This is a genomic window from Arthrobacter sp. B0316-1-20 (assembly GCF_059091865.1).
The window spans coordinates 1-19,902 of record NZ_JBNHHC010000022.1 but is presented as its reverse complement, the minus strand read 5'-3'; the positions used below and the strand labels follow the sequence as shown (position 1 = coordinate 19,902).

General features: G+C 66.6%; 18 protein-coding genes. 13 read left to right on the top strand and 5 right to left on the bottom strand.

What is annotated here, in order from left to right; genetic code table 11:
* Positions 1-178: 178 nt before the first annotated feature.
* Entirely contained in the window at positions 179-1,573 is a 1,395-nt protein-coding gene (locus tag AC5RW2_RS27645) for an MFS transporter (protein WP_493963364.1), read from the top strand.
* 223 nt (positions 1,574-1,796) lie between these two features.
* Here AC5RW2_RS27645 and AC5RW2_RS27640 read toward each other — a convergent pair whose 3' ends face one another.
* The 4 genes from AC5RW2_RS27640 to AC5RW2_RS27625 form a co-directional block, all read right to left on the bottom strand.
* On the bottom strand, positions 1,797-2,072 hold the full coding sequence (locus AC5RW2_RS27640) for a putative endonuclease domain-containing protein (protein WP_493963363.1): 276 nt from the start codon (positions 2,070-2,072) through the stop codon (positions 1,797-1,799).
* 1,003 nt (positions 2,073-3,075) lie between these two features.
* A complete protein-coding gene (locus tag AC5RW2_RS27635) occupies positions 3,076-3,975 on the bottom strand; it encodes a bifunctional methylenetetrahydrofolate dehydrogenase/methenyltetrahydrofolate cyclohydrolase (protein WP_493963362.1) in 900 nt (299 codons plus the stop codon).
* A gap of 1 nt (position 3,976) precedes the next feature.
* The gene (gene glyA / locus AC5RW2_RS27630) at positions 3,977-5,257 is read right to left on the bottom strand and encodes a serine hydroxymethyltransferase (protein ID WP_493950865.1); all 1,281 of its coding nucleotides are present in this window, start codon (positions 5,255-5,257) and stop codon (positions 3,977-3,979) included.
* Positions 5,258-5,503: 246 nt separating this feature from the next.
* Complete coding sequence (locus AC5RW2_RS27625) at positions 5,504-6,580, bottom strand: S1C family serine protease (RefSeq protein ID WP_493963361.1); 1,077 nt, start codon at positions 6,578-6,580, stop codon at positions 5,504-5,506.
* 184 nt (positions 6,581-6,764) lie between these two features.
* Between AC5RW2_RS27625 and AC5RW2_RS27620 the strand changes: the two genes are divergently transcribed.
* The 11 genes from AC5RW2_RS27620 to AC5RW2_RS27570 all read left to right on the top strand — a co-directional run bounded on the left by AC5RW2_RS27620 (position 6,765) and on the right by AC5RW2_RS27570 (position 17,909).
* Positions 6,765-7,871, top strand: coding sequence for an FAD-dependent oxidoreductase (locus tag AC5RW2_RS27620; protein ID WP_493950867.1), 1,107 nt, complete (start codon positions 6,765-6,767; stop codon positions 7,869-7,871).
* A gap of 5 nt (positions 7,872-7,876) precedes the next feature.
* Positions 7,877-8,737: a formyltetrahydrofolate deformylase gene (gene purU / locus AC5RW2_RS27615; protein ID WP_493941832.1), complete on the top strand. Its 861-nt coding sequence runs from the start codon at positions 7,877-7,879 to the stop codon at positions 8,735-8,737.
* A 99-nt stretch (positions 8,738-8,836) separates the two neighbouring features.
* The gene (locus AC5RW2_RS27610) at positions 8,837-9,448 is read left to right on the top strand and encodes a class I SAM-dependent methyltransferase (protein WP_493950868.1); all 612 of its coding nucleotides are present in this window, start codon (positions 8,837-8,839) and stop codon (positions 9,446-9,448) included.
* A 71-nt stretch (positions 9,449-9,519) separates the two neighbouring features.
* Positions 9,520-10,053 carry a gamma carbonic anhydrase family protein gene (locus tag AC5RW2_RS27605; RefSeq protein WP_493950869.1) on the top strand — a complete coding sequence of 178 codons (534 nt, stop codon included), beginning with the start codon at positions 9,520-9,522 and terminating at the stop codon, positions 10,051-10,053.
* A 113-nt stretch (positions 10,054-10,166) separates the two neighbouring features.
* Positions 10,167-11,387 (top strand): ROK family transcriptional regulator, encoded by a 1,221-nt coding sequence (locus AC5RW2_RS27600; RefSeq protein ID WP_493950870.1) that lies wholly within the window; start codon positions 10,167-10,169, stop codon positions 11,385-11,387.
* Between the two features lie 148 nt (positions 11,388-11,535).
* Positions 11,536-12,816: an ABC transporter substrate-binding protein gene (locus AC5RW2_RS27595; protein WP_493950871.1), complete on the top strand. Its 1,281-nt coding sequence runs from the start codon at positions 11,536-11,538 to the stop codon at positions 12,814-12,816.
* A gap of 92 nt (positions 12,817-12,908) precedes the next feature.
* Positions 12,909-13,814 carry a carbohydrate ABC transporter permease gene (locus AC5RW2_RS27590; protein ID WP_493963360.1) on the top strand — a complete coding sequence of 302 codons (906 nt, stop codon included), beginning with the start codon at positions 12,909-12,911 and terminating at the stop codon, positions 13,812-13,814.
* Positions 13,814-14,698 carry a carbohydrate ABC transporter permease gene (locus AC5RW2_RS27585; protein WP_493950873.1) on the top strand — a complete coding sequence of 295 codons (885 nt, stop codon included), beginning with the start codon at positions 13,814-13,816 and terminating at the stop codon, positions 14,696-14,698. Before AC5RW2_RS27590 ends, AC5RW2_RS27585 begins: the two co-directional genes overlap by 1 nt.
* Before the next feature lie 74 nt (positions 14,699-14,772).
* The gene (locus AC5RW2_RS27580; RefSeq protein WP_493963359.1) at positions 14,773-15,963 is read left to right on the top strand and encodes a glycoside hydrolase family 26 protein; all 1,191 of its coding nucleotides are present in this window, start codon (positions 14,773-14,775) and stop codon (positions 15,961-15,963) included.
* Between the two features lie 69 nt (positions 15,964-16,032).
* Positions 16,033-16,665 (top strand): winged helix-turn-helix domain-containing protein, encoded by a 633-nt coding sequence (locus AC5RW2_RS27575; RefSeq protein WP_493963358.1) that lies wholly within the window; start codon positions 16,033-16,035, stop codon positions 16,663-16,665.
* Positions 16,662-17,909 carry an MFS transporter gene (locus AC5RW2_RS27570; RefSeq protein WP_493963357.1) on the top strand — a complete coding sequence of 416 codons (1,248 nt, stop codon included), beginning with the start codon at positions 16,662-16,664 and terminating at the stop codon, positions 17,907-17,909. Before AC5RW2_RS27575 ends, AC5RW2_RS27570 begins: the two co-directional genes overlap by 4 nt.
* Here AC5RW2_RS27570 and AC5RW2_RS27565 read toward each other — a convergent pair.
* Positions 17,906-18,514: a hypothetical protein gene (locus tag AC5RW2_RS27565; protein ID WP_493963356.1), complete on the bottom strand. Its 609-nt coding sequence runs from the start codon at positions 18,512-18,514 to the stop codon at positions 17,906-17,908. The two genes, AC5RW2_RS27570 and AC5RW2_RS27565, sit on opposite strands and share 4 nt — an antisense overlap.
* Positions 18,515-18,670: 156 nt before the next feature.
* Between AC5RW2_RS27565 and AC5RW2_RS27560 the strand changes: the two genes are divergently transcribed.
* Positions 18,671-19,762, top strand: coding sequence for a Gfo/Idh/MocA family protein (locus tag AC5RW2_RS27560; RefSeq protein WP_493950877.1), 1,092 nt, complete (start codon positions 18,671-18,673; stop codon positions 19,760-19,762).
* The last annotated feature ends 140 nt before the right edge of the window (positions 19,763-19,902 follow it).

The following is a 19,902-nucleotide window of genomic DNA, read 5'->3' as shown; positions in this document are numbered from 1 at the left end:
AATAGTTGCGCTCGTCACAGATGGAGGATCCCATCGACGACGGCGCGACGAACCGTTCACGATCGGTTCCCACCGCGGAAACGATCGGCGGCGAGCCGCCGGCGTCGTCGTTCCTGTCAGCCTTCGCACCATTATCACCACGCCGAGCTCCTCGACGTGACCGTTCTTGAAGGAAACCATGAGCAATGCAGTATCAGGGCACTCAACGGCCGCGAACCAGCGTCGCGTCGCGTTTGCCACGATCATCGGCACCACCATCGAGTGGTACGACTTCTTCATCTACGCCACCGCAGCCGGACTGGTCTTCGCGCACCTGTTCTTCGAGCCGGCCGGTGAGTCCATTGGCCTCCTGCTGGCCTTCGCGTCCGTCGGCATCAGCTTCCTGTTCAGGCCGCTGGGCGCCTTCCTCGCCGGCCACTACGGCGACAAACTCGGCCGCCGCGCCATGCTGGTGATCACCTTGATGATGATGGGCGCCGCCACCACGCTGATCGGCGTGCTGCCCACCTATGAGACCGTTGGCGTCCTGGCACCTGTGCTGCTGCTCTTGCTGCGCATCCTGCAGGGCATCTCAGCCGGCGGCGAATGGGGTGGCGCGGTCCTCATGGCCGTCGAGCATGCTCCGCGCGACCGCCGCGGCCGCGCAGGCTCCTTCCCGCAGCTGGGCGTTCCGTTGGGCATGCTGCTCGCTTCGGGCGTGATGACACTGATGACCGGCGTTATCGCTCCCGGCGACGCCTTCCTCGAATGGGGCTGGCGCATTCCGTTCCTGATCAGCATCGTGCTGATCCTGGTCGGCTACCTGGTCCGCCGCTCGGTGGACGAGTCCCCGGTGTTCAAGGAGATCGCTGAGAAGAAGCAGCAGCGCAAGGTTCCCGTCGTCGAGCTGTTCCGCAAGCACTGGCTGCTGGTCATCCTGGCCGCCCTCGTCTTCGCCGGCAACAATGCCGCCGGCTACATGGCCACCGGCGGGTTCATCCCGAGCTACGCCACGTCCGACGCGGTGGGCATGGAACGCACCGACGTGCTGCTGGCCATCACGTTCGCCTCCGCCATGTGGTTCATCTTCACCGCCATCGCCGGCATCCTCTCGGACAAGATCGGCCGCAAGCGCACCTACCTGATCGGGTTTGGCGCGCAGCTGCTGACCGTCTTCCCGCTGTTCATGCTGATCGACACCGGCTCGCTCGCGATGTTGTACCTGGCGCTGGGCATGTTCAGCGTTGGCCTCGGCCTCAGCTACGGCCCGCAGGCTGCCTGGTACAGCGAGATCTTCCCGGCCTCGGTCCGCTACTCCGGCGTTTCGATCGCCTATGCCTTGGGCGCCATTCTCGGCGGCGCGTTCGCTCCGACCATTGCCCAGGCACTGATCAACTCCACCGGCTCCAGCGCCTCGGTCTCCATGTACCTGTTCGGCATGACGATCATCTCCATCATCGCAGTGCTGATCCTGCGCGACCGCCCGGGCCTCGACCTGTCGATCAACAACCAGGCCGAGCAGGAAGTCGGCGCGACCGTCTTCGACAAGCGCCGCGGGGTCTCCACCGACGACGCCGTCAAGGTGGGAGTCTAAGCAGACACGCAGCGCTCCAGCGCTGGCCAGTCAACGAGTAAGGCGGGTGCCCTGCCGGAAGCGATTCCGGCAGGGCACCCGCTCTTTTGTCGGCTCTTGGTCCCCGTCCGCCTTGGTCCACGTCGCCGTCATCAGCGCGCCTTTTTTGGGGGCGCTGATGACGGCGGCCAAGTCAGGCGGCTTCAGAGCGCCTGCCCTGGGGCCCCTGCTATCGGCGGCCAAGTCAGGCGGCTTCGTTGTGGCTCCATCCGCGTTCACGCAGCGCCGCCGCAATTTTTTCCACCGCCCGTCTGGCACCGTTGGCCATGTGCCGCTTGGAGATCCGCACTTCGTCCCAGTTCGCTGACCGGGCACGTTCTTCCCGCTCAATGTCGCGGGCGATTTGGCCGGAGTCGCTGTGACCATCACCTTCGTACTCAATCGCGAGGCGGTACTCAGGCAGCGACAGGTCCGGCGCGTGCAGCATGTCGCCGTCGTCGTTCCAGATGGGCTTGTTCACCTCAGGTTCCGGCAAGCCGGCCCGGATCATGGCCAACCGTAGTCTGGTCTCCGGCGGGGAATCCGCCCCTATTCGAGCCAAAGCCAACGCCTCACGGGCCCTCCGTAGCCCCCGTTTCCCGGGGTGACGCCGCAGCATGGCCAGAAGCTCTTCCCGCCGAGCGTACGGTTCTGCCCGCCCTTCGAACTCCGGCCGTGGAGTCCGGAGGAGGTGGTCCGCTATCACCACCAGATCATCCATCTCCAGGTTTTCCGCCAAGTCCAGCCATGTCCGCGTCCGCGTCGTGACGCAGAGCCCGTCGACATAAGCGACTTCATCTGGCCAGAGCCCGGATCGGTGGCCCACTACCCCGGGCCGCTGCATCCGGGCGGCGCCGGCTGGACGTGAAATATGAATGCGCCGATCGAAACGATGTGCGGCCGGCTCGGGAAAATCCCACAAACGTGCCGCTGTGTCATGTGAAGCCGCGCTGGAATCGGTGACACGGGTGAAGGGCCGGACACGGCTTTCGAGATCGAGTTCGGTTGGCTGGACGGCACAGATGCCTCGGCTGATTCGGATGAGGCGCCGGTGGCTCAACTGCCCCTTGCTGAGTCCGGATGTCAGGCCGTCCTGAACCGTGAAGGCGGAGTTCTGCAGGTGTGGCGGGAGCGGCCTCGCTCGCGGAAGGCGTCCTTCGGCTCCTGATCGTCGCGCTGGGCTCATGCTGACATTATGTGCAGCAGGAGCGATTCCGCGCGGAAGTTATTCACAGGCTACGGCTGCCCGGCTGCATCGTCGAAGACGCAGCACAACTGGCGCGCTTCGAGTGGAGGATAGTTGCAGCCAGCATCGGCGTGTCGCTGCAACTATTCGCCCGTCGATTGTCACCAAGGGCGGCAGACAATCCGGTACGGTGCCCGGGATCCGGTACGGTGCCCCGGAATCCGGTACGGTGCCCGGAGTCGACAAGAAGGCGGCGTCCCGGACTGGGACGCCGCCTTCCTGGGGCCTTGCCGGCGGCCTAGCCGGCCTGGCGCTCGGCGGCTTCCACCACGTTGGCCAGCAGCATGGCGCGGGTCATCGGGCCGACACCGCCGGGGTTGGGCGAGAGCCAGCTGGTCACGTTGCGGGCCTCGGGCTCCACGTCGCCGGTCACCCGGGCCTTGCCGTCTTCGTCCTCGACCCTGCTCACTCCTACGTCCAGCACCACCGCGCCGGGCTTGAGGTCGACCGCCTTGATCATGTGCGGCATCCCTGCGGCGGCAATGACGACGTCGGCTTCCCGCAGTTCCGCGGCCAGGTCCACCGTGCCGGTGTGGGCCAGGACCACTGTGGCGTTGATTGTCTTGCGGGTCAGCAGCAGCCCCAGCGGACGGCCCACGGTGACGCCGCGGCCCACCACCAGCACGCGCTTGCCGGCCAGTTCGATGTCGTGGCGGAGCAGCAACTCCACGCAGCCGTGCGGTGTGCAAGGCAGCGGCGAGTCCAGCGGTTCGCCCACGTTGAGCACCAACCGGCCTAGGTTCATCGGGTGCAGCCCATCGGCGTCCTTGGCCGGATCGATTTTCTCCAGGATGCGGTTGGTGTCGATGTGCTTGGGCAGCGGCAGCTGCACAATGTAGCCGGTGCAGGCCGGATCCGCGTTCAGATCATCGAGGACTGCTTCCAGTTCCTCCTGCGAGACGGTCTCCGGCAGGTCGCGGCGGATGGACTCGATGCCCACCTCGGCGCAGTCCTTGTGCTTGCCGCCCACATACCATTTGCTGCCCGGGTCCTCGCCGACCAGCACGGTGCCCAGGCCGGGCACGATGCCTTTGGCCTTGAGCGCAGAGACCCGCTCGGTGAGTTCGCTTTTGATCTGTGCCGCGGTGGCCTTGCCATCCAGGACACGCGACGTCGGCGGGGTTGAGTACAGGTTCATATCACCACTCCTCGTGGCCGGGGTAAAGCGGGAAGTCGTCGGCCAGTTTCTTCACGCGGGCGCGCAGCGCGGCAACATCCGCCCCTCCCTTGAGCGCGGTGGCGATGATGTCGGCCACCTCGGTGAACTCGGTGGAGCCGAAGCCTCGGGTGGCCAGCGCCGGGGTACCGATCCGCAGGCCTGAAGTCACCATCGGCGGGCGCGGGTCGAACGGCACCGCGTTGCGGTTGACCGTGATGCCGGCCTCGTGCAGCAGGTCTTCGGCCTGCTTGCCGTCCAAGTCGGAATTGCGCAGGTCCACCAGCACCAGGTGCACGTCGGTGCCGCCGGTCAGCACCGAGACGCCGGCCTCGGCCACATCCGGCGCGGTCAGGCGCTCGGCCAGAATGCGGGCGCCTTCCAGCACGCGTTCCTGGCGCAACTTGAATTCCTCGCCGGCGGCAATCTTGAAAGCCACGGCCTTGGCCGCAATCACATGCATCAGCGGACCGCCCTGCTGGCCCGGGAACACCGCGGAGTTGACCTTCTTGGCAAAGGCTTCCTTGCCCAGGATCACGCCGGAGCGCGGACCGGCCAGGGTCTTGTGGACGGTGGAGGTGACGAGGTCCGAATGCGGCACCGGGTTCGGATGCAGCCCGGCCGCGACCAGCCCGGCGAAGTGCGCCATGTCGGTCCAGAAGTAGGCTCCGACCTCGTCGGCGATGGAGCGGAAGGCTTCGAAGTCCAGCTGCCGCGGGTAGGCGGACCAGCCGGCCACGATCACGTTCGGGCGCTCGGCCAGGGCCTGCTCGCGGACCTTATCCATGTCCACCCGGAAGGTCTGCGGGTCCACCTCGTAGGCGGCCACCTGGTAGAGCTTGCCGGAGAAGTTCAGCTTCATGCCGTGGGTCAGGTGTCCGCCGTGCGCCAGCGACAGACCCATCATCTTGTCTCCCGGCTGGATCAGGGCGGAGAGGGCGGCGGCGTTGGCCTGGGCGCCGGCGTGCGGCTGGACGTTGGCGAACTCCGCGCCGAAGAGCGACTTGGCCCGCTCGATCGCCAGGTTCTCCGCGACGTCCACGTGCTCACAACCGCCGTAATAACGGCGTCCCGGGTAACCCTCGGCGTACTTGTTGGTCAGGACCGATCCCTGGACTTCGAGCACCGAACGCGGCGCGAAGTTCTCGGAGGCGATCATTTCAAGGGTGTCGCGCTGGCGGCTGAGTTCGGCGTCGATCACAGCGGCAATTTCAGGATCAATCTGGGACAACGGCAGATCGGTCACAGAGGGCGTGGAAGTCACGGGGAGAATCTCCTGGGTGGTGGGCTTATCTCACTGCTACAGGCCAGATTACCGGGTGCAGGTACCGCACGCATGACGCGTTACCGGCCCCGGACACAGTCAGGCCCCAAGGCGACCTTACGTCCCAGGCGTGCGATCCGAGGTCTACATCTACAGGAGCGGCGATCGAGGATCCCTGCCCCTGCTGCCGCTTCCTGGTGGTGTCCCACCTAACGCCAGTCGCGGCGAGCCAATCCTAACAGCCGGTCACCCCGCTGGCCGGTCCGAAAGCGTGACCTTCACCTGGCTGGTGTCGCTGCCGCGGCGCACTTCCACCGTGACCACATCGCCCGGATCGTGCTTCCGAAGGACAGCCAGCAGGTCCTCCGCCGTAGCCAGTTCCTCCCCGTCCACGCTTACCAGCACATCTCCGGGCTGGATCCCCGCCTTGTCGGCCGGGCCGCCGTTGGTCACGTTCAGGGCCACGACGCCGCCGGCCTGCCGCATCCCCAGCTGCTGCGCGATCTGGGGCGTGATGGTGGCCGGGGCCAGCCCCATGAACGCGTGCTTGGCGACGCCGTTTTTGAGCAGTTCCCCGGCAACCTCCTGGGCGGTTGCGGCGGGAATGGCGAAGCCCAGCGACACCGCGCCCGCTTCCGGCGGAATATACGCCTCGCTGATGCCCACCACTTGGCCACGACCATTGACGACGGCGCCGCCCGAGTTGCCGGGGCTGATCGCGGCGTCGGTCTGGATCAAGTCCACCAGCGCCAGGCTGGACGAGGAGGAGCCGGGAATGGAACGGTGCAGGCCGGAGATGATGCCCGCCGTCGCCGTGTTCTCGAAGCCCAGCGGCGAACCGATCACCACAGCCAGTTCGCCGATCCTCGGCAGTGCCGGTGCAAACGCGACGGCGGGGAGCCCGTCGCGGGTGGTCCGCACCAGGGCCAGATCGGACACCGCGTCCGTCGCCAGCACGTTCCCGGTAGTGCGCTGTCCGTCGGCGAAAGCCACTTCCACCTTGGTGCTGGCGCCGACCACATGCTCGTTGGTCAGGATCAACCCGTCTTTGGAATAGACCACGCCGCTGCCCAAGCCGCGCTTGGTGAAAATCGTGACCACGGACGGCTGCACGCTCTCCACGATGTCCGGAATACCACCGGCAGGCTGTGCTCCCCCGGTTTGCCCGCCCGCGCCGCCCTGCGTTTGGGTGGTCCCGCCGGTCGCGGTGGGGCTGGAACCGGCGCTGCCGGTGCAGCCGGCCAAGCCAATGATTAGTGCGGCTGCCAGCACGACCCGGCCGGGTCTGTTGCGCAGCGGGTTGTGACGTTCCAGATGCGTCATGGCACGGCCTTCCGTCATCGCTGCTGCCACCCTAGCGCCATCGAGGCCGGCAGGAAACGAGTCAGCGGTATCAGGCCTGCGCCGGAGACATCCCGCTGCCGCCTCAGCCACGGCCCGGAATACCCCGGCACCGGCCGCCGTTACAGCCCATAGAAGTTGAAGCGTCAACAATCAAAGGGGCATCGTGGCGAATCAGGCAGCAGGCAGCGGTCATCAGCTGCAGACCGTGGTGATCGGCGCGGGCCAGGCCGGACTAAGCGCGGCCTACCAGCTGGCCCGACGCGGGCTGGTTCCCGAACGCGACTTTGTGGTGCTCGATGCCAATGACGGCCCGGGCGGCGCCTGGCGCCACCGGTGGCCCTCACTGACCTTCGACGCCGCGCACGGACTGCACGACCTCCCCGGCCTGCCGCTGGGGGTTCCTGACCCGCATGAGCCGTCCTCCGCCGTCGTCCGCCGTTACTACGGTGCCTATGAGCAGCAATTCAAGCTGCCCGTGCACCGCCCGGTCCGCGTCGCCTCAATCGACGACGACGGTGCCCTCCTGCGGGTGCGCAGCGACACCGGCGGCGAGTGGCTGGCACGGACGGTGATCAGCGGCACCGGAACCTGGGACAAGCCGTACTGGCCGCACTACCCCGGGCAGGAAACCTTCCGTGGCCGCCAGTTGCACACCCGGGATTTCTGGTCGGCCGACGAGTTCCGGGGGCAGCGGGTGCTGGTGGTGGGCGGCGGCACCTCCGCGCTGCAGTTCCTGCTGCAACTGGACGCCGCCGGGGCCGACACCCTTTGGTCCACCCGCCGCGCACCGGACTTCACCGCCACCCCGTTCGACAAAGAGTGGGGCGTTGACGTGGAACGCCGGGTCAGCGAGCGCACGCGCGCCGGACTGCCCACCCTCAGCGTGGTTGCCGCCACCGGCCTGCCACTGACCGAGACGTACCAACGGGGCATTGACGCCGGCGTCCTCGTCTCGCGGGGCAAGCTGGCCCGCATCAGCGAACACGGCATCGAGTTCGCCGACGGCTCCACCGAAGACGCCGATGTGATCCTCTGGGCCACCGGTTTCCGGCCGTCGCTGGACCATCTGGTGCCGCTGCGGCTGCGCGAACCCGGCGGCGGGATCATCATGGCCGAGGACGGCGTTTCGGTGGTGAAGGAGCCGCGTCTTTTCCTGGTCGGATACGGAGCGTCTGCGTCCACGGTCGGTGCCACCCGGGCGGGCCGCGCCGCCGCTATCGCCGCCACCAAGCACCTTGCCGCGGAAGCCGAACGCCAGCCGGTACCCTAGGACTCGTGACTGACGCCGCCGCTCCCACCGCTTACACCCTCACGCTTTCCTGCCCGGACCGCCCCGGCATAGTGCATGCCGTTGCCGGCGCCCTGGTGCAGGCCGGAGGGAACATCACCGAGTCACAGCAGTATGAGAGCCCGCAGTCCGGACGCTTCTTCATGCGGGTGGCGGTGGCCACCGACCAGTCCTACACAGAGCTGCACGACCAGTTGCAGCCGGTGGCGCAGGAGTTCGGCATGACCTGGAAGCTGCGCCGCGAGGGCGTCAAGATGCGCACGCTGCTGATGGCGTCGAAGTCAGGGCACTGCCTGAACCACCTGCTCTTCCTGCAGCGCTCCGGCACCCTGCCGATCGAGATCCCCGCCATCGTCTCCAACCACACGGATCTGGCCGACCTCGCCGCGTTCTACGGCATCCCTTTCCACCACATCCCGGTCACCCCGGACACCAAGCCGCAGGCCGAGCAGGCGCTAATGGATCTGGCCGCCGAGCACGATGTGGAACTGGTGGTCCTGGCCCGCTATATGCAGGTGCTCAGCAACGAACTTTGCACCGAGCTGGCCGGCAAGGCGATCAACATCCACCACTCCTTCCTGCCCAGTTTCAAGGGCGCCAGGCCGTACCACCAGGCCCATGCCCGCGGCGTGAAGCTCATCGGTGCCACCGCGCACTATGTCACCGCGGACCTGGACGAGGGGCCGATCATCGACCAGGAAGTCATCCCGGTCCGCCACTCCCATACCGCCGAGCAGTTCGTGGCGCTGGGCCGCGACGTCGAAGCCCGTGCGCTGGCCCGCGCAGTGCAGTGGCATGCCGAACACCGCGTACTGCTGGACGGAAACCGCACCGTCATCTTCAACTAGCCGGTCCCCGGAGCCGCCGGTCGCTGTGGCGACAACCGTTGATAACGACGGCGGTGCCTGGCTCTGTGCCGCAGCTCACCTGAGGCGTACTCTCGACGGATGGGCAACCATGAGCCGGAGCTGAAGGCGTTCTATGACCGTCAAGCCCCCGCCCGCGACCGGCGCCCCCGGGATCCGAAGAGGGACGAGGCCAGACAGTCATTCATCGGGTCGCTGGTCGCGGCGCACCGACACAGCGTGCTGGAGATCGGCTGCGGCACGGGCGCGGACGGGCTGGCGTTCAAGGCCGCGGGCATTCACTACACCGGCATCGACCTGTCCGAGGAAAACGTCCGGATCGCCCGGGCCAAGAGTTTGGAGGCGGTGGTCTGCTCGGTGCGCGAGTTGCCGTTTGCCAGCGGCACGTTTTCGGCCGGCTGGACCATGAGCACGCTGCTGCATATTCCCGATCGGGACCTCCCCGATGTCTTGGCCGAGACGATGCGCGTCCTGGCCGAGGGCGCCCCGCTGGCGGTCGGGCTTTGGTCGGGCGACGACGAGGAGATCATCGTTGCCAACGAGGACTTCGAGCCGAACCGCTTCTACAGCCGCCGCCGCGACGACACCGTGCGCCGGCTCTTCGGTGAGCACGGACTGGTCTCCGGCTTCACCACCTGGGACCGGCCCGGGACCGGCAGGCACTACCAGTTCTTCATCGTGACCAAGCCCTGACCGGACAGATGCCGGGACGGCACCTCTGTCACGAACCCGCTGAAGCGCCGCCGACTGGCTAGGCTGGTGCAATGGCCCACATCATCACCATCGCCGGCATGCTGCCGGCCGTCGACCTGTCCGCCTTTGTTGCCCCCACGGCCACGCTCAGCGGGGACGTGGCCCTGGCCGCCGACTCCAGCGCGTTCTACGGCGTGAGCGTCCGTGGCGACACGGCACCGATCCGGGTCGGCGAACGCAGCAACCTGCAGGACAACGTGGTCCTGCACGCCGACCCAGGCTTCCCCTGCACGGTCGGCGCCGGCGTCAGCGTCGGCCATGCCGCGGTGGTCCACGGCTGCACCGTCGAGGACAACTGCCTGATCGGCATGAGCGCCACCATCATGAACGGTGCTGTGGTGGGCGAAGGATCGCTGGTGGCAGCCGGCGCCGTCGTGCTGGAAGGTACGCAGATTCCGCCGCGCTCCCTTGTCGCCGGCGTCCCTGCCAAGGTCCGCCGCGAGCTCACCGAGGAAGAGTACCAATCCGTCCTCGACAACGCCGCCCGCTATGTGGAGCTCGCTGCCCTGCACCGCGACGCGATCGACGACGCCACCGACCAGTAGCCGCTTCATCCGGGAACGCTGCTGCTAAAGCTGCTGCCCGCCCCGCGTCGCATTCCGGACGGTATTGCGTTAACTTCTTGACTACAAGCCGCCACTGGCGCACGCTTTTGTCTATGTCAGCCAATCCGCCGTCCGCTCTCGAGGCCTCGTCGCGCCCCGTTCCACCCGGAGCTCAGCACCGACCCGGCTCCCAGGGTGCCTTGCGCCGGCGGAACAGCCAACGGATCCTGCAGGCGCTGATGGCCCGCGGTCCGTTGACGCAGGCCGAACTGTCCCGGCAGACCGGGCTATCCACTGCCACCGTGTCCAACATCGTCAAGGCGATGGCCGAAGACGGACTGGTCAGTACCGCACCCACCACCAGTTCAGGCCGCCGCGCGCTCTCGGTCCGGATTGACGGCCGCGGCGCCGTCGCCGTCGGAGTGGATTTTGGCCGGCGGCACGTGCAGGTGGTGCTGGTGAGCCTGGACCACCGGGTGCTCGCCGCCGACGCCGTCGAACTGCCCCTCGGGCACGACGCCGAGCAAGGCATCAACGCCGCCGCCCGGCTGGTACAGCGACTCTTGGATGACCAATCGGTATCCTCTGGGGCGGTGCTCGGCGTCGGCGCCGGAATCCCCGGGCCGATCGACCGCCGGACCGGCACCGTGATCCACGGTGCCATCCTGCCCGAATGGGTGGGCATCAACCTGCTGGCCCGGCTGCAGGAACGGTTCGGCACCGATGTCTTCGTGGACAACGACGCGAATCTCGGCGCACTCGCCCAAGTCAGCTGGGGCCCGTACCAGCACGCCCAGAACCTGGTGTTCCTGAAGATTGGATCGGGTATCGGCGCAGGCCTGGTGCTCAACGGCGACCTGTATTACGGCCACATCGGAGTCACCGGCGAAATCGGCCACGCCACCGTCGCCGAGCACGGAGTCATCTGCCGCTGCGGCAACCGCGGCTGCCTGGAGACCGTCGCATCCACGTCCACCATGATCGATTTGCTCAGCCACGGCCGCGGGGCCCCGATCGGCACGGAAGACGTCGTCCGGATCGCCCTGGACGGAGACCCGGCCGCGCTCCGGGTCATCGATGATGCAGGACTGGCAGTGGGGCGCGCACTGGCCAACGTCTGCAACCTGCTCAACCCCGAATTTATCGTGGTCGGCGGGCCACTCACGGGTCTCGGCAGCATCCTGTTGGACCCGGTGCGACGCGGGCTGCTGCGCCATGTAGTACCGGTCGTAGGCGAATCAACGGATCTGGCGATGTCCACTCTGGGCAGCCGCGCAGAGGCCTTGGGAGCCGCCACGCTGGTGCTCCAACAGGCCGAACTGCCCTTCGTCTAGAGCGCGCCGGCACCTGACGGTTAGGTAACGCTTTGCGTTCAACTCTTGACGACAAGCCGTGTGACCGAGTTAACTTCCTTCAAGCCACACATCCGTGTGCGGGTCGTGCAGACCCCGTGGCCACAGACTGTTGATTGATGGAGGCGTTATGCGACGCATGTCTATGCTCGCCAGCGTTGCGGCTGCAGGTTTGCTCCTGTCGGCTTGCGGCGGTGGAAGCGCGGTTGAGGATGCCAACCCCTCAGAAGCGTCGGGTTCGGTGGGAGTTTTCACCTGGTGGGCGGACGGTTCCGAGAAGGTCGGACTGGATGCGCTGGTGGACATCTTCTCCGAGCAGTACCCGAACTTGAAGTTCGACAACCTTGCCGTCGCCGGCGGCGCCGGCAGCCAGGCCAAGAGCGTCCTGGCCGCCAACCTGAAGTCGGGCAATCCGCCGGACTCGTTCCAGGCCCATGCAGGCGCCGAACTGCAGGACTACATCGCCGCCGACCAGCTCGAAGACCTGAGTTCTTTCTATGAGGAAGCAAAGCTGAACGAGGCCTTCCCGAAGGACTTGTTGGACCGCCTCACCGTTGACGGCAAGATCTACTCCGTTCCGTCGAACATCCACCGCGCCAACGTGGTGTGGGCCAACGTCGACGTGCTGAAGAAGGCCGGACTGGATCCGGACAAGCCGGCGGCCGACCTGGACGCCTGGTTCAAGGACATGGACAAAATCAAGGAATCCGGGACCACTCCGCTGGCCGTGGCCGGGACCTGGACCCAGGTACAGCTGTTCGAGAACATCCTGCTGGCCACCCTCGGCGCCGAAGGCTACAACGGACTCTGGGACGGCACCACCGATTGGGCCGGCGCAGACGTCACCAAAGCCATCGAGAACTACAAGAAGGCGCTCAGCTACACCAACTCCGACCGCGACACCCTCAGCGACTGGGGTCCGGCAACGCAGCTGGTGGAGGACGGCGCAGCCGCCTACAACGTGATGGGCGACTGGGCCGAAGCCAAGTTCTCCCAGGACGGCAAGAAGCCCGGCGAGGACTACGTCTACTTCCCGACCCCGGGGACCGACGGTGTCTTCGACTTCCTGGCTGATTCGTTCACGCTGCCCAAGGGCGCCCAGAACCCCGACGGTTCCAAGGCATGGCTAACCACCATCTCCAGCGTGGACGGCCAGCAGGCCTTCAACGCGGCGAAGGGCTCCATCCCCGCCCGCACGGACGTGCCGGCCGACAAGTTCGGCGAGTACCAGAAGAGCGCCATCGAGGACTTCTCGACCGACACGATCGTGTCCTCGCTGGCCCACGGTGCCGCGGTCCCCGTGGCCTGGCTGAACGAGTTGAGCACCGCGGTGAGCAAGTTCGGCGGCCCGCAGGACGTGGCCGCACTGCAGGCTTCCGCGGCGTCCATCGCCGAGAAGTTCCAGCCGTAACCAGGACTCCCCCGGACGGGCGGGCGCGGCAGAACCACCGCGCCCGCCCTTCCACGTCCCACCCGGTGCGCCGGCGGCACAAGGAGAATTCCATGTTCAAGAAAGTCAAGACCTGGGGTCCTGCACTGGCCCTGATCTCCCCCACCCTCATCCTGCTGGCCGTCTTTGTCTATGCACTGATTGCGGAAAACGTCCGCATCTCGATGACCAACCAGCACACCGCCCGGCCGTCCTCGGACTTCGTCGGCATGGAGAACTACTTCAGGCTGTTCGGGGACCCGGATTTCCAGCACGCGCTGCGCAACCTGCTGCTGCTCACCGTGGTGTTCCTGGCCGGCACGCTGATCTTCGGTTTCCTCTGGGCCTGGATTCTGGAACGGCCATCCTTCGGCGAGGGGTTCTTCCGTTCGGTCTACCTCTTCCCGATGGCCGTCTCCTTCATCGCCTCCGGCGTCGTGTGGCGCTGGCTGCTCTCCAGCCTGCAAACCAACCAGTCCGGCGGTGAGCGCACCACCGGCCTCAACCGGCTGCTGGACAGCGTGGGGCTCGGTTTCCTGCAGAACAGCTGGTGGTCGGATCCCAACTGGGGCATTGCCGCCATCGCCGTGCCGGCCATCTGGCAGCTCTCCGGCTACGTGATGGCCCTGTTCCTGGCCGGCTTCCGCGGCATCCCGGAAGAACTGCGCGAAGCGGCGCGGATCGACGGCTGCAGCGAATGGAAGCTTTACCGGCACGTGATCTTCCCGCAGCTGAGCCCGGTGATGCTCTCGGCCGTCATCATCATCGGCCACATGTCGTTGAAGTTGTTCGACCTGATCCGGGCCATCGTGCCCGATGCCAACACGTATGACATCCAGGTCCCGGCCACCATGATGTGGGTCAAGTACATCGGCAGCGACTACGCCGACTCGGCAGCCATCGGCACCATCATGTTGGTGCTTGTGGCGCTGGTGGTTATCCCGTACCTCGTCTACACCTCGCGGCAGGAGAAACGCTGATGACCACCGCAACCGTCCCGCCGCCCGTCGAAGTCGCCAAGCCCCGTCCGCCGGCTCCGCGCACCGGCCGGCAGCGAATGAACCGCACGCTCAAATACGCCCTGCTGCTGCTGTTCGTGTTCGTGGTGCTGATTCCTGCCTACGTCCTGTTCATCACCAGCTTCAAGGGCCCGTCCGACGCCGATCCCTCCACCGCCTGGCTCTTGCCCACCACGTGGGAAACCGCCGGCTGGGCCAAGGCCTGGGACACCCTGGCCCCGGCACTCGGCCGCACCTTCGCCATGGTCATTCCGGCGTCGATCATTTCCGCCTTCCTCGGCTCGATGAACGGCTTCGTGCTGTCACGCTGGCGCTTCCCGTACGCCAACGTCGTCTTCACGCTGATCCTGTTCGGCATGTTCATTCCGTACCAGGCCGTGATGATCCCGCTGACCCAGTTGATGCAAGGCCTCGGGGTGCCCAACGGCATCCCTTCGCTGCTGGTGCTGCACATCGTCTACGGGCTGCCCATCTGCACGCTGATCTTCCGCAACTACTACGAGTCCGTTCCGAGCGAGCTGATCGAAGCCGCTCGGATGGACGGCGCGGGCCTGCTGCGCACCTACGCCTCGGTGATCCTGCCGATCTCCGCTCCGGGCTTCGTGGTGGTGCTGATCTGGCAGTTCACCTCGGCCTGGAACGACTACTTGTTCGCGGCGTTCTTTTCCTCCGGCTCCAACGGCCCGGTGACCATCGCACTGAGCTTCCTGGCCGGCGGGCAGCTGACCGACTACGCCGCCTCCATGGCGGGCGCGCTGATCGCCTCACTGCCCACGCTGCTGGTCTACATCATCCTGGGCAAGTACTTCGTCGGCGGCCTGATGAGCGGGTCGGTCAAGGGCTGACCTTGGCGCACCAGTGCGGCACGAGTGTCAGGGGCTGCACCGTCGACGGCGGATCGTGCTGAAGAATGGGGAGCGTGAATCCGACTGGAGCGTGGCAAACGGTTGTTTCTTCGGTGGTGCTGGTTCTGGGGCTTTCGGCCTGCGCCGCGGATCCCGCACCCTCCGCAGCTGCACCCTCTGTTTCCGTATGCGCCGCCCAGGACGGGAGGTCGCTGGCCCCGGCGTCCGGGGTTCTCGCCGGCGTGAATCTAGACTGGGAGCACGAGACGCTGCAGGAATACGGAAAGCATTTGGGCCGCAGGCCAGCCGTGGTTGTCAGCTTCGCTTCCTTTCCATTGAGCACCGATGCTGCCGCGGACGTGGAAGCGGCGTTTGAACAGGTCCGGGCCGAGGGCGGAATTCTGCTCCTGACGCTCGAGCCGCGCGACGGGCTGGCGGCTGTGACCTCGCGGGTCACCGATGATCTGGCAACCACCGCGGACCGTTACAATCGGGCCGGCGTGCCGGTCATCGTACGCTTCGCGCACGAGATGAACGGCTCCTGGTATGAATGGGGTCAGCAGCCGGACGCTTACAAGAAGGCGTTTCGTCGGGTGGCGGAGTCGATCCACCGTCTCGCCCCCGGCAGCGCCACCATGTGGGCGCCCAACTATGGTGGCGGCTACCCGTTTGCGGGCGGACAGCATCAGGTCGAGCCGCAGACGCAGGACTTCCTGGAGCTGGACACGAACAAGGACGGGACGATCATTGGCGATGACGATCCTTATGCACCGTACTATCCGGGCGACGAGGCCGTCGATTGGGTGGGGATGTCGCTCTACCACTGGGGCAACTCCTACCCCTGGGGTGAGAACGTTGTGCCCGAAGAAGGAAAATTCCTGCGGCAGCTGACCGGCACCTACCACGGCGCTGGCGGCAATGATCTAGCCGTCCCGGATTTCTACGCCGAGTACGGCAAGGAACGCGGCAAGCCGGTGGCCGTTCCGGAAACGGCGGCTTTGAGCATACCCGGCCGGGCCGGGGCCGAGGAGTTGGCAATCAAGCAGGCCTGGTGGAGTCAGATGTTCGATCCGCGCATCCCGGAAGACTACCCGCAGCTGAAGATGGTCAATTGGTTCGAGTGGAACAAGCACGAGGCAGAGGTCGACGCCGCCGTGGACTGGCGCGCCGCCGGCACCTCCCGCCTAGCCCACGCTTTCACCGCGGACCTTCCGGAGTGGTTTCGGTTCGCCGAACAGCCGCAGCCCTGCATCCCCGCGTCCTGACCCCGTCGACTTTTCCTTAGCCAGCCTAGGCCTTGCTAAAGGAATCTTGCTAAAGATATCTTTAGAATCGTGCAAGCCGATAACAATGACGACGGCGCTGCCCGGCAGTCGGGGCCAACGCACGGGCACCATGGTGCTGCCGGAGAGCAGGTGGTCAGCGACCCGGTTCGCATCCGTGCCCTAACCCATCCCCTGCGGCTGGAGCTGCTCGATGTCCTCGACGGTGCCGGCCAAGCCACCGCCACCGAGTGCGCCGCAGCGACCGGAGAATCTGTGGCCAGCTGTTCCTACCATCTGCGGATCCTGGCCAAACACGGCTACATCGAGCCGGGTGAACAGGTTGGGCGGGACAAGCCGTGGAAACCCGTCTCGCACAGCCGCGCCCAGACCATCGACCACAGCCTGCCCGGCTCCCGGCACGCGGTGGTGGCGCTGGCCGGCCTGGAGCTGGAGCGCCAGTTCCAACGGCTCAGGGCTTGGGCCGGCCGTGCCCCGGATCTGCCGGCGGACGAGCTGGATCTGTCGGTCATCAGCTCCACGCAGTTCTACGCCACGCCCGAGGAGATCAAGCACTTCCGCGACGACCTGCTCGAGCTCAGCCGGCGCTTCGAGGGCCGCGTCGAGGATCCATCGCTCCGGCCAAACGGCGCCCAAAAGACCCATTTGTTCAGCGTGCTCAACATCGACCCCGGGCTGCAGTGAGCAGCGCCGGCAGCCAGCGCACGGCGGACGTCGGCAGCAATCGGCAGGCCCTCGCGGTCGCGCCCTTCCGCCGACTGGCGCTGGCCTGGCTCTTGACCAACTTCGGCGATTCGGCCTTGTTCCTGACCACTGCCATTTGGACTAAAGCACTCACCGGTTCCGATGCGGCGGCGGGGCTGGTTTTCGCCGCCTTCGGAGCGCCCGGCCTGTTCGCTCCCCTGATCGGCCAGCTCGCCGACCGGTTCAGCCGCAGGCGGTTGATGGTGCTGAACAACGTCGTGGCCGCCGTTGTGGTGCTGGCATTGCTGCTGGTGCAGGACGCGGACCAGCTCTGGCTGGTCTATGCGGTCATGGCGGCTTATGCCGCCTCCTCCTACCTGACCGCCGCCGCGCAGGGCGGCCTGCTGCGGGACCTGATGCCGGACCGCCTGCTGGCTCCGGCCAATGGCCTGCTCAGCACCGTCGACCAAGGCCTGCGCATCGTTGCCCCGTTGGCGGGCGCCGGCATGTTCGCGCTGTGGGGCATGGCACCGGTCATTGCCGCCACCTGTGTGTGCTTCCTGGCGGCGGCCGCCGTGATGCTGACCGTGCGGGTCCACGAAGCCGAGCCTGAAGCGGTGGAGGGGGAAACCTTCTGGTCCAGCTCGCTGGCCGGGTTCCGTTTCCTGTGGCGGCACCGGCAGCTGCGGCCGGCAACGATAACCCTGATGATTGCGGTAGCGGCCACCGGCATGCTCAACGTCACGCTCTTCGCATCGATCGAGCATGGAGTTGGCCTGCCGCCGGAGTCGCTGGTTGTGTTTTCCAGCGTGCAAGGCATGTTCTCGGTGCTTGGCGGGCTGACCGCCGCGAGTGTCATCCGTGTGCTGGGTTTGCAGCGCACCCTGGTCCTGGGACTGGTCCTGCTGGGCGCGGCGATCCCGCTGCTCGCCAGCAATTCCGTGGCGCTGTTTCTGGCGGCAGTGGTCCTCGTGGGCTGCGGAGTGATGTGGGCGATCATCGCCTACGTGACCCTGCGGCAAACCGAAAGTCCGGCCCATTTGCAGGGCCGGACCGGTGCAGCGGCCAACTTGTTGTTGAACCTGCCGCAGGTGATGGCGGCCCTGGGAGCGGCCGCACTGATCGGGTTTGTGGATTACCGGCTGCTGATCCTGGCTGCCGCCGCCGGCTGTCTGCTGAGTATCCTGCCGATGCTCAGCAAGACGAACCGGCCGACGGCGGCGGCACAACCGGCGTCCGCTTAGATGCTGTGGCTGCCGGCGTCGCCGCGGCGGGGATCATCGTCATACCGGGTGTCGTCGATGTGCCGGCCGGCCTGATCGCCTTGGGCTGCGGAAGTATCGCCTTGGCGGACTGTGTCAGCGCGCGGGTCGCTGCCACGAGTCATATCAGTGTCGACCCGACGGTCGGTGTCGGCGTCGCCCCGGGGAGCGCCGCCGTCGTAGTGGCGGTCTGACCCGGAATCGCGGTCCTTGGTGTTGATGTCCGGGTCCAAGTCATCGGCCTTGCGCAGCTGGTCCTCGCTCTCGCGGCGGATGCCGTGCGCGTCCTGCTGCCGCTGCTCGGCGTCCAGGCGCAGGCGCTCGGCTTCAATTTTGGCGCGCTCCGCCTCTGCGTCCGCGCGCTGGGCGTCGGCCTGAGCTTGCATCGCGTCTGCCTCGCGCTCCCGCGCCTCCACCGACGACGCCTTCGCGCTTTGCCGTATCTCCGCCGCCTGCCGGCGGTGCTCTTCCTGCTCTTGGAGTTTCCGCTGCGTGCTCTTCTTCCGTGCGAAGAAGACGATGAGTCCGACGATGATGAGGATGACAACTACAGCGATCACGATTCCGATAATCATGCCTGTATCCATGGTGAGGGCTCCTTCTTGTTGGTGAATTACTGAGCCTGCTTACTTTGTATCATCGATAGGTCTGCACCGGTAGGGCGCAGCTTCGGCGCGGGAGCAATGGGACAAAGCCTGATCGTCCCCATGGACCCCGATCCGGTGGGCGGCCAAGATGGAGCCATGACACAACCACCCCGCATCGCCACGCCGCCCTGTCTCGCGCCCGGCTCGCCCGGGCCGCTGGAAGCCACCGGGCAGCCGCTGCGCTGGGGCGTGGTGTCCACCGGGGCCATCGCCACCCTGGTCAGCGAAGACCTCGCCCGGTTGGCCGATGCCGTGCTGCAGGCGGTCAGCTCGCGGAACCAGGCCAACGCCGTAGCCTTCCAGCGGCGCTTCGGCTTCGCCACTGCCTATTTCGACGGCGAGGCCGGTGCCGGCTACGACCAGCTCTTCGCGGACCCGGAAGTGGACGTGGTCTACGTGGCCACGCCGCACGGACAGCATTACGGCATTGCCCGGCGTGCCCTGGAAGCCGGCAAGCACGTGCTGTGTGAAAAGTCGCTGACCATCAATGCGCGCGAAGCGTTGGAGCTGACCCAACTGGCCGCCAGCCGCGGACTGTTCCTGATGGAAGCGGTCTGGACGCGTTTCCTGCCCGTCATCAATCGGGCGTGGGAGATCCTGGCTTCCGGCGAGCTCGGCGAGGTCCGCTGGGTGCAGGCGGATCTCGGCTTTCCTGCCGTCTACGACCCGGCAGCCAGGCTCTGGAACCCCGCCGCCGGCGGCGGTGCGCTGCTGGATTTGGGTGTCTACCCGCTGACCTGGGCGCTGGGAACGCTGGGCTTCCCGCAGACAGTGTCCGCCACCGGCTACGTGAACGACGACGGCGTGGACGCGCAGAACGCCATGACGCTCAGCTACGGCTCGGGCGCGCAGGCGCAGCTGGCCTGTTCGCTGCAGGCCGCCTCGCCGCGCACGGCCACGGTGGCCTGCACCGGCGGCTGGCTGAGGAGCAACGCGCCGCTGCACCACCCCACCGAGCTGACCATCGAGCCGCACTTGGGCGAGGCGCGGGTGGAGACCTTCCCAACGGTCGGCCACGGCTACGTTTTTGAACTGCGGGAGGTCACCCGCTGCATCCAGGCCGGCCTGCAGCAGAGCCCCACCATGCCCTGGGCCGATACCGTGGACACCATGCGGCTTTTCGACGGCGTGCGCGCCCAATTGGGCGTGAGCTACGCCAACGACCGTGCCGTTCCGGTGGCGGACTGAGCTGCGACAGCACGACGGCGGCCGGGCACCTTCACGCGGAAGGTGCATGGAAATTTTTTTTGGCGGCGTCTCTCCCCTCGGGATGCGCCCCGCCGTCGTACTTCCCGGTTGAGTGGAGAGCCGCCGGAGACGCTAAGTTT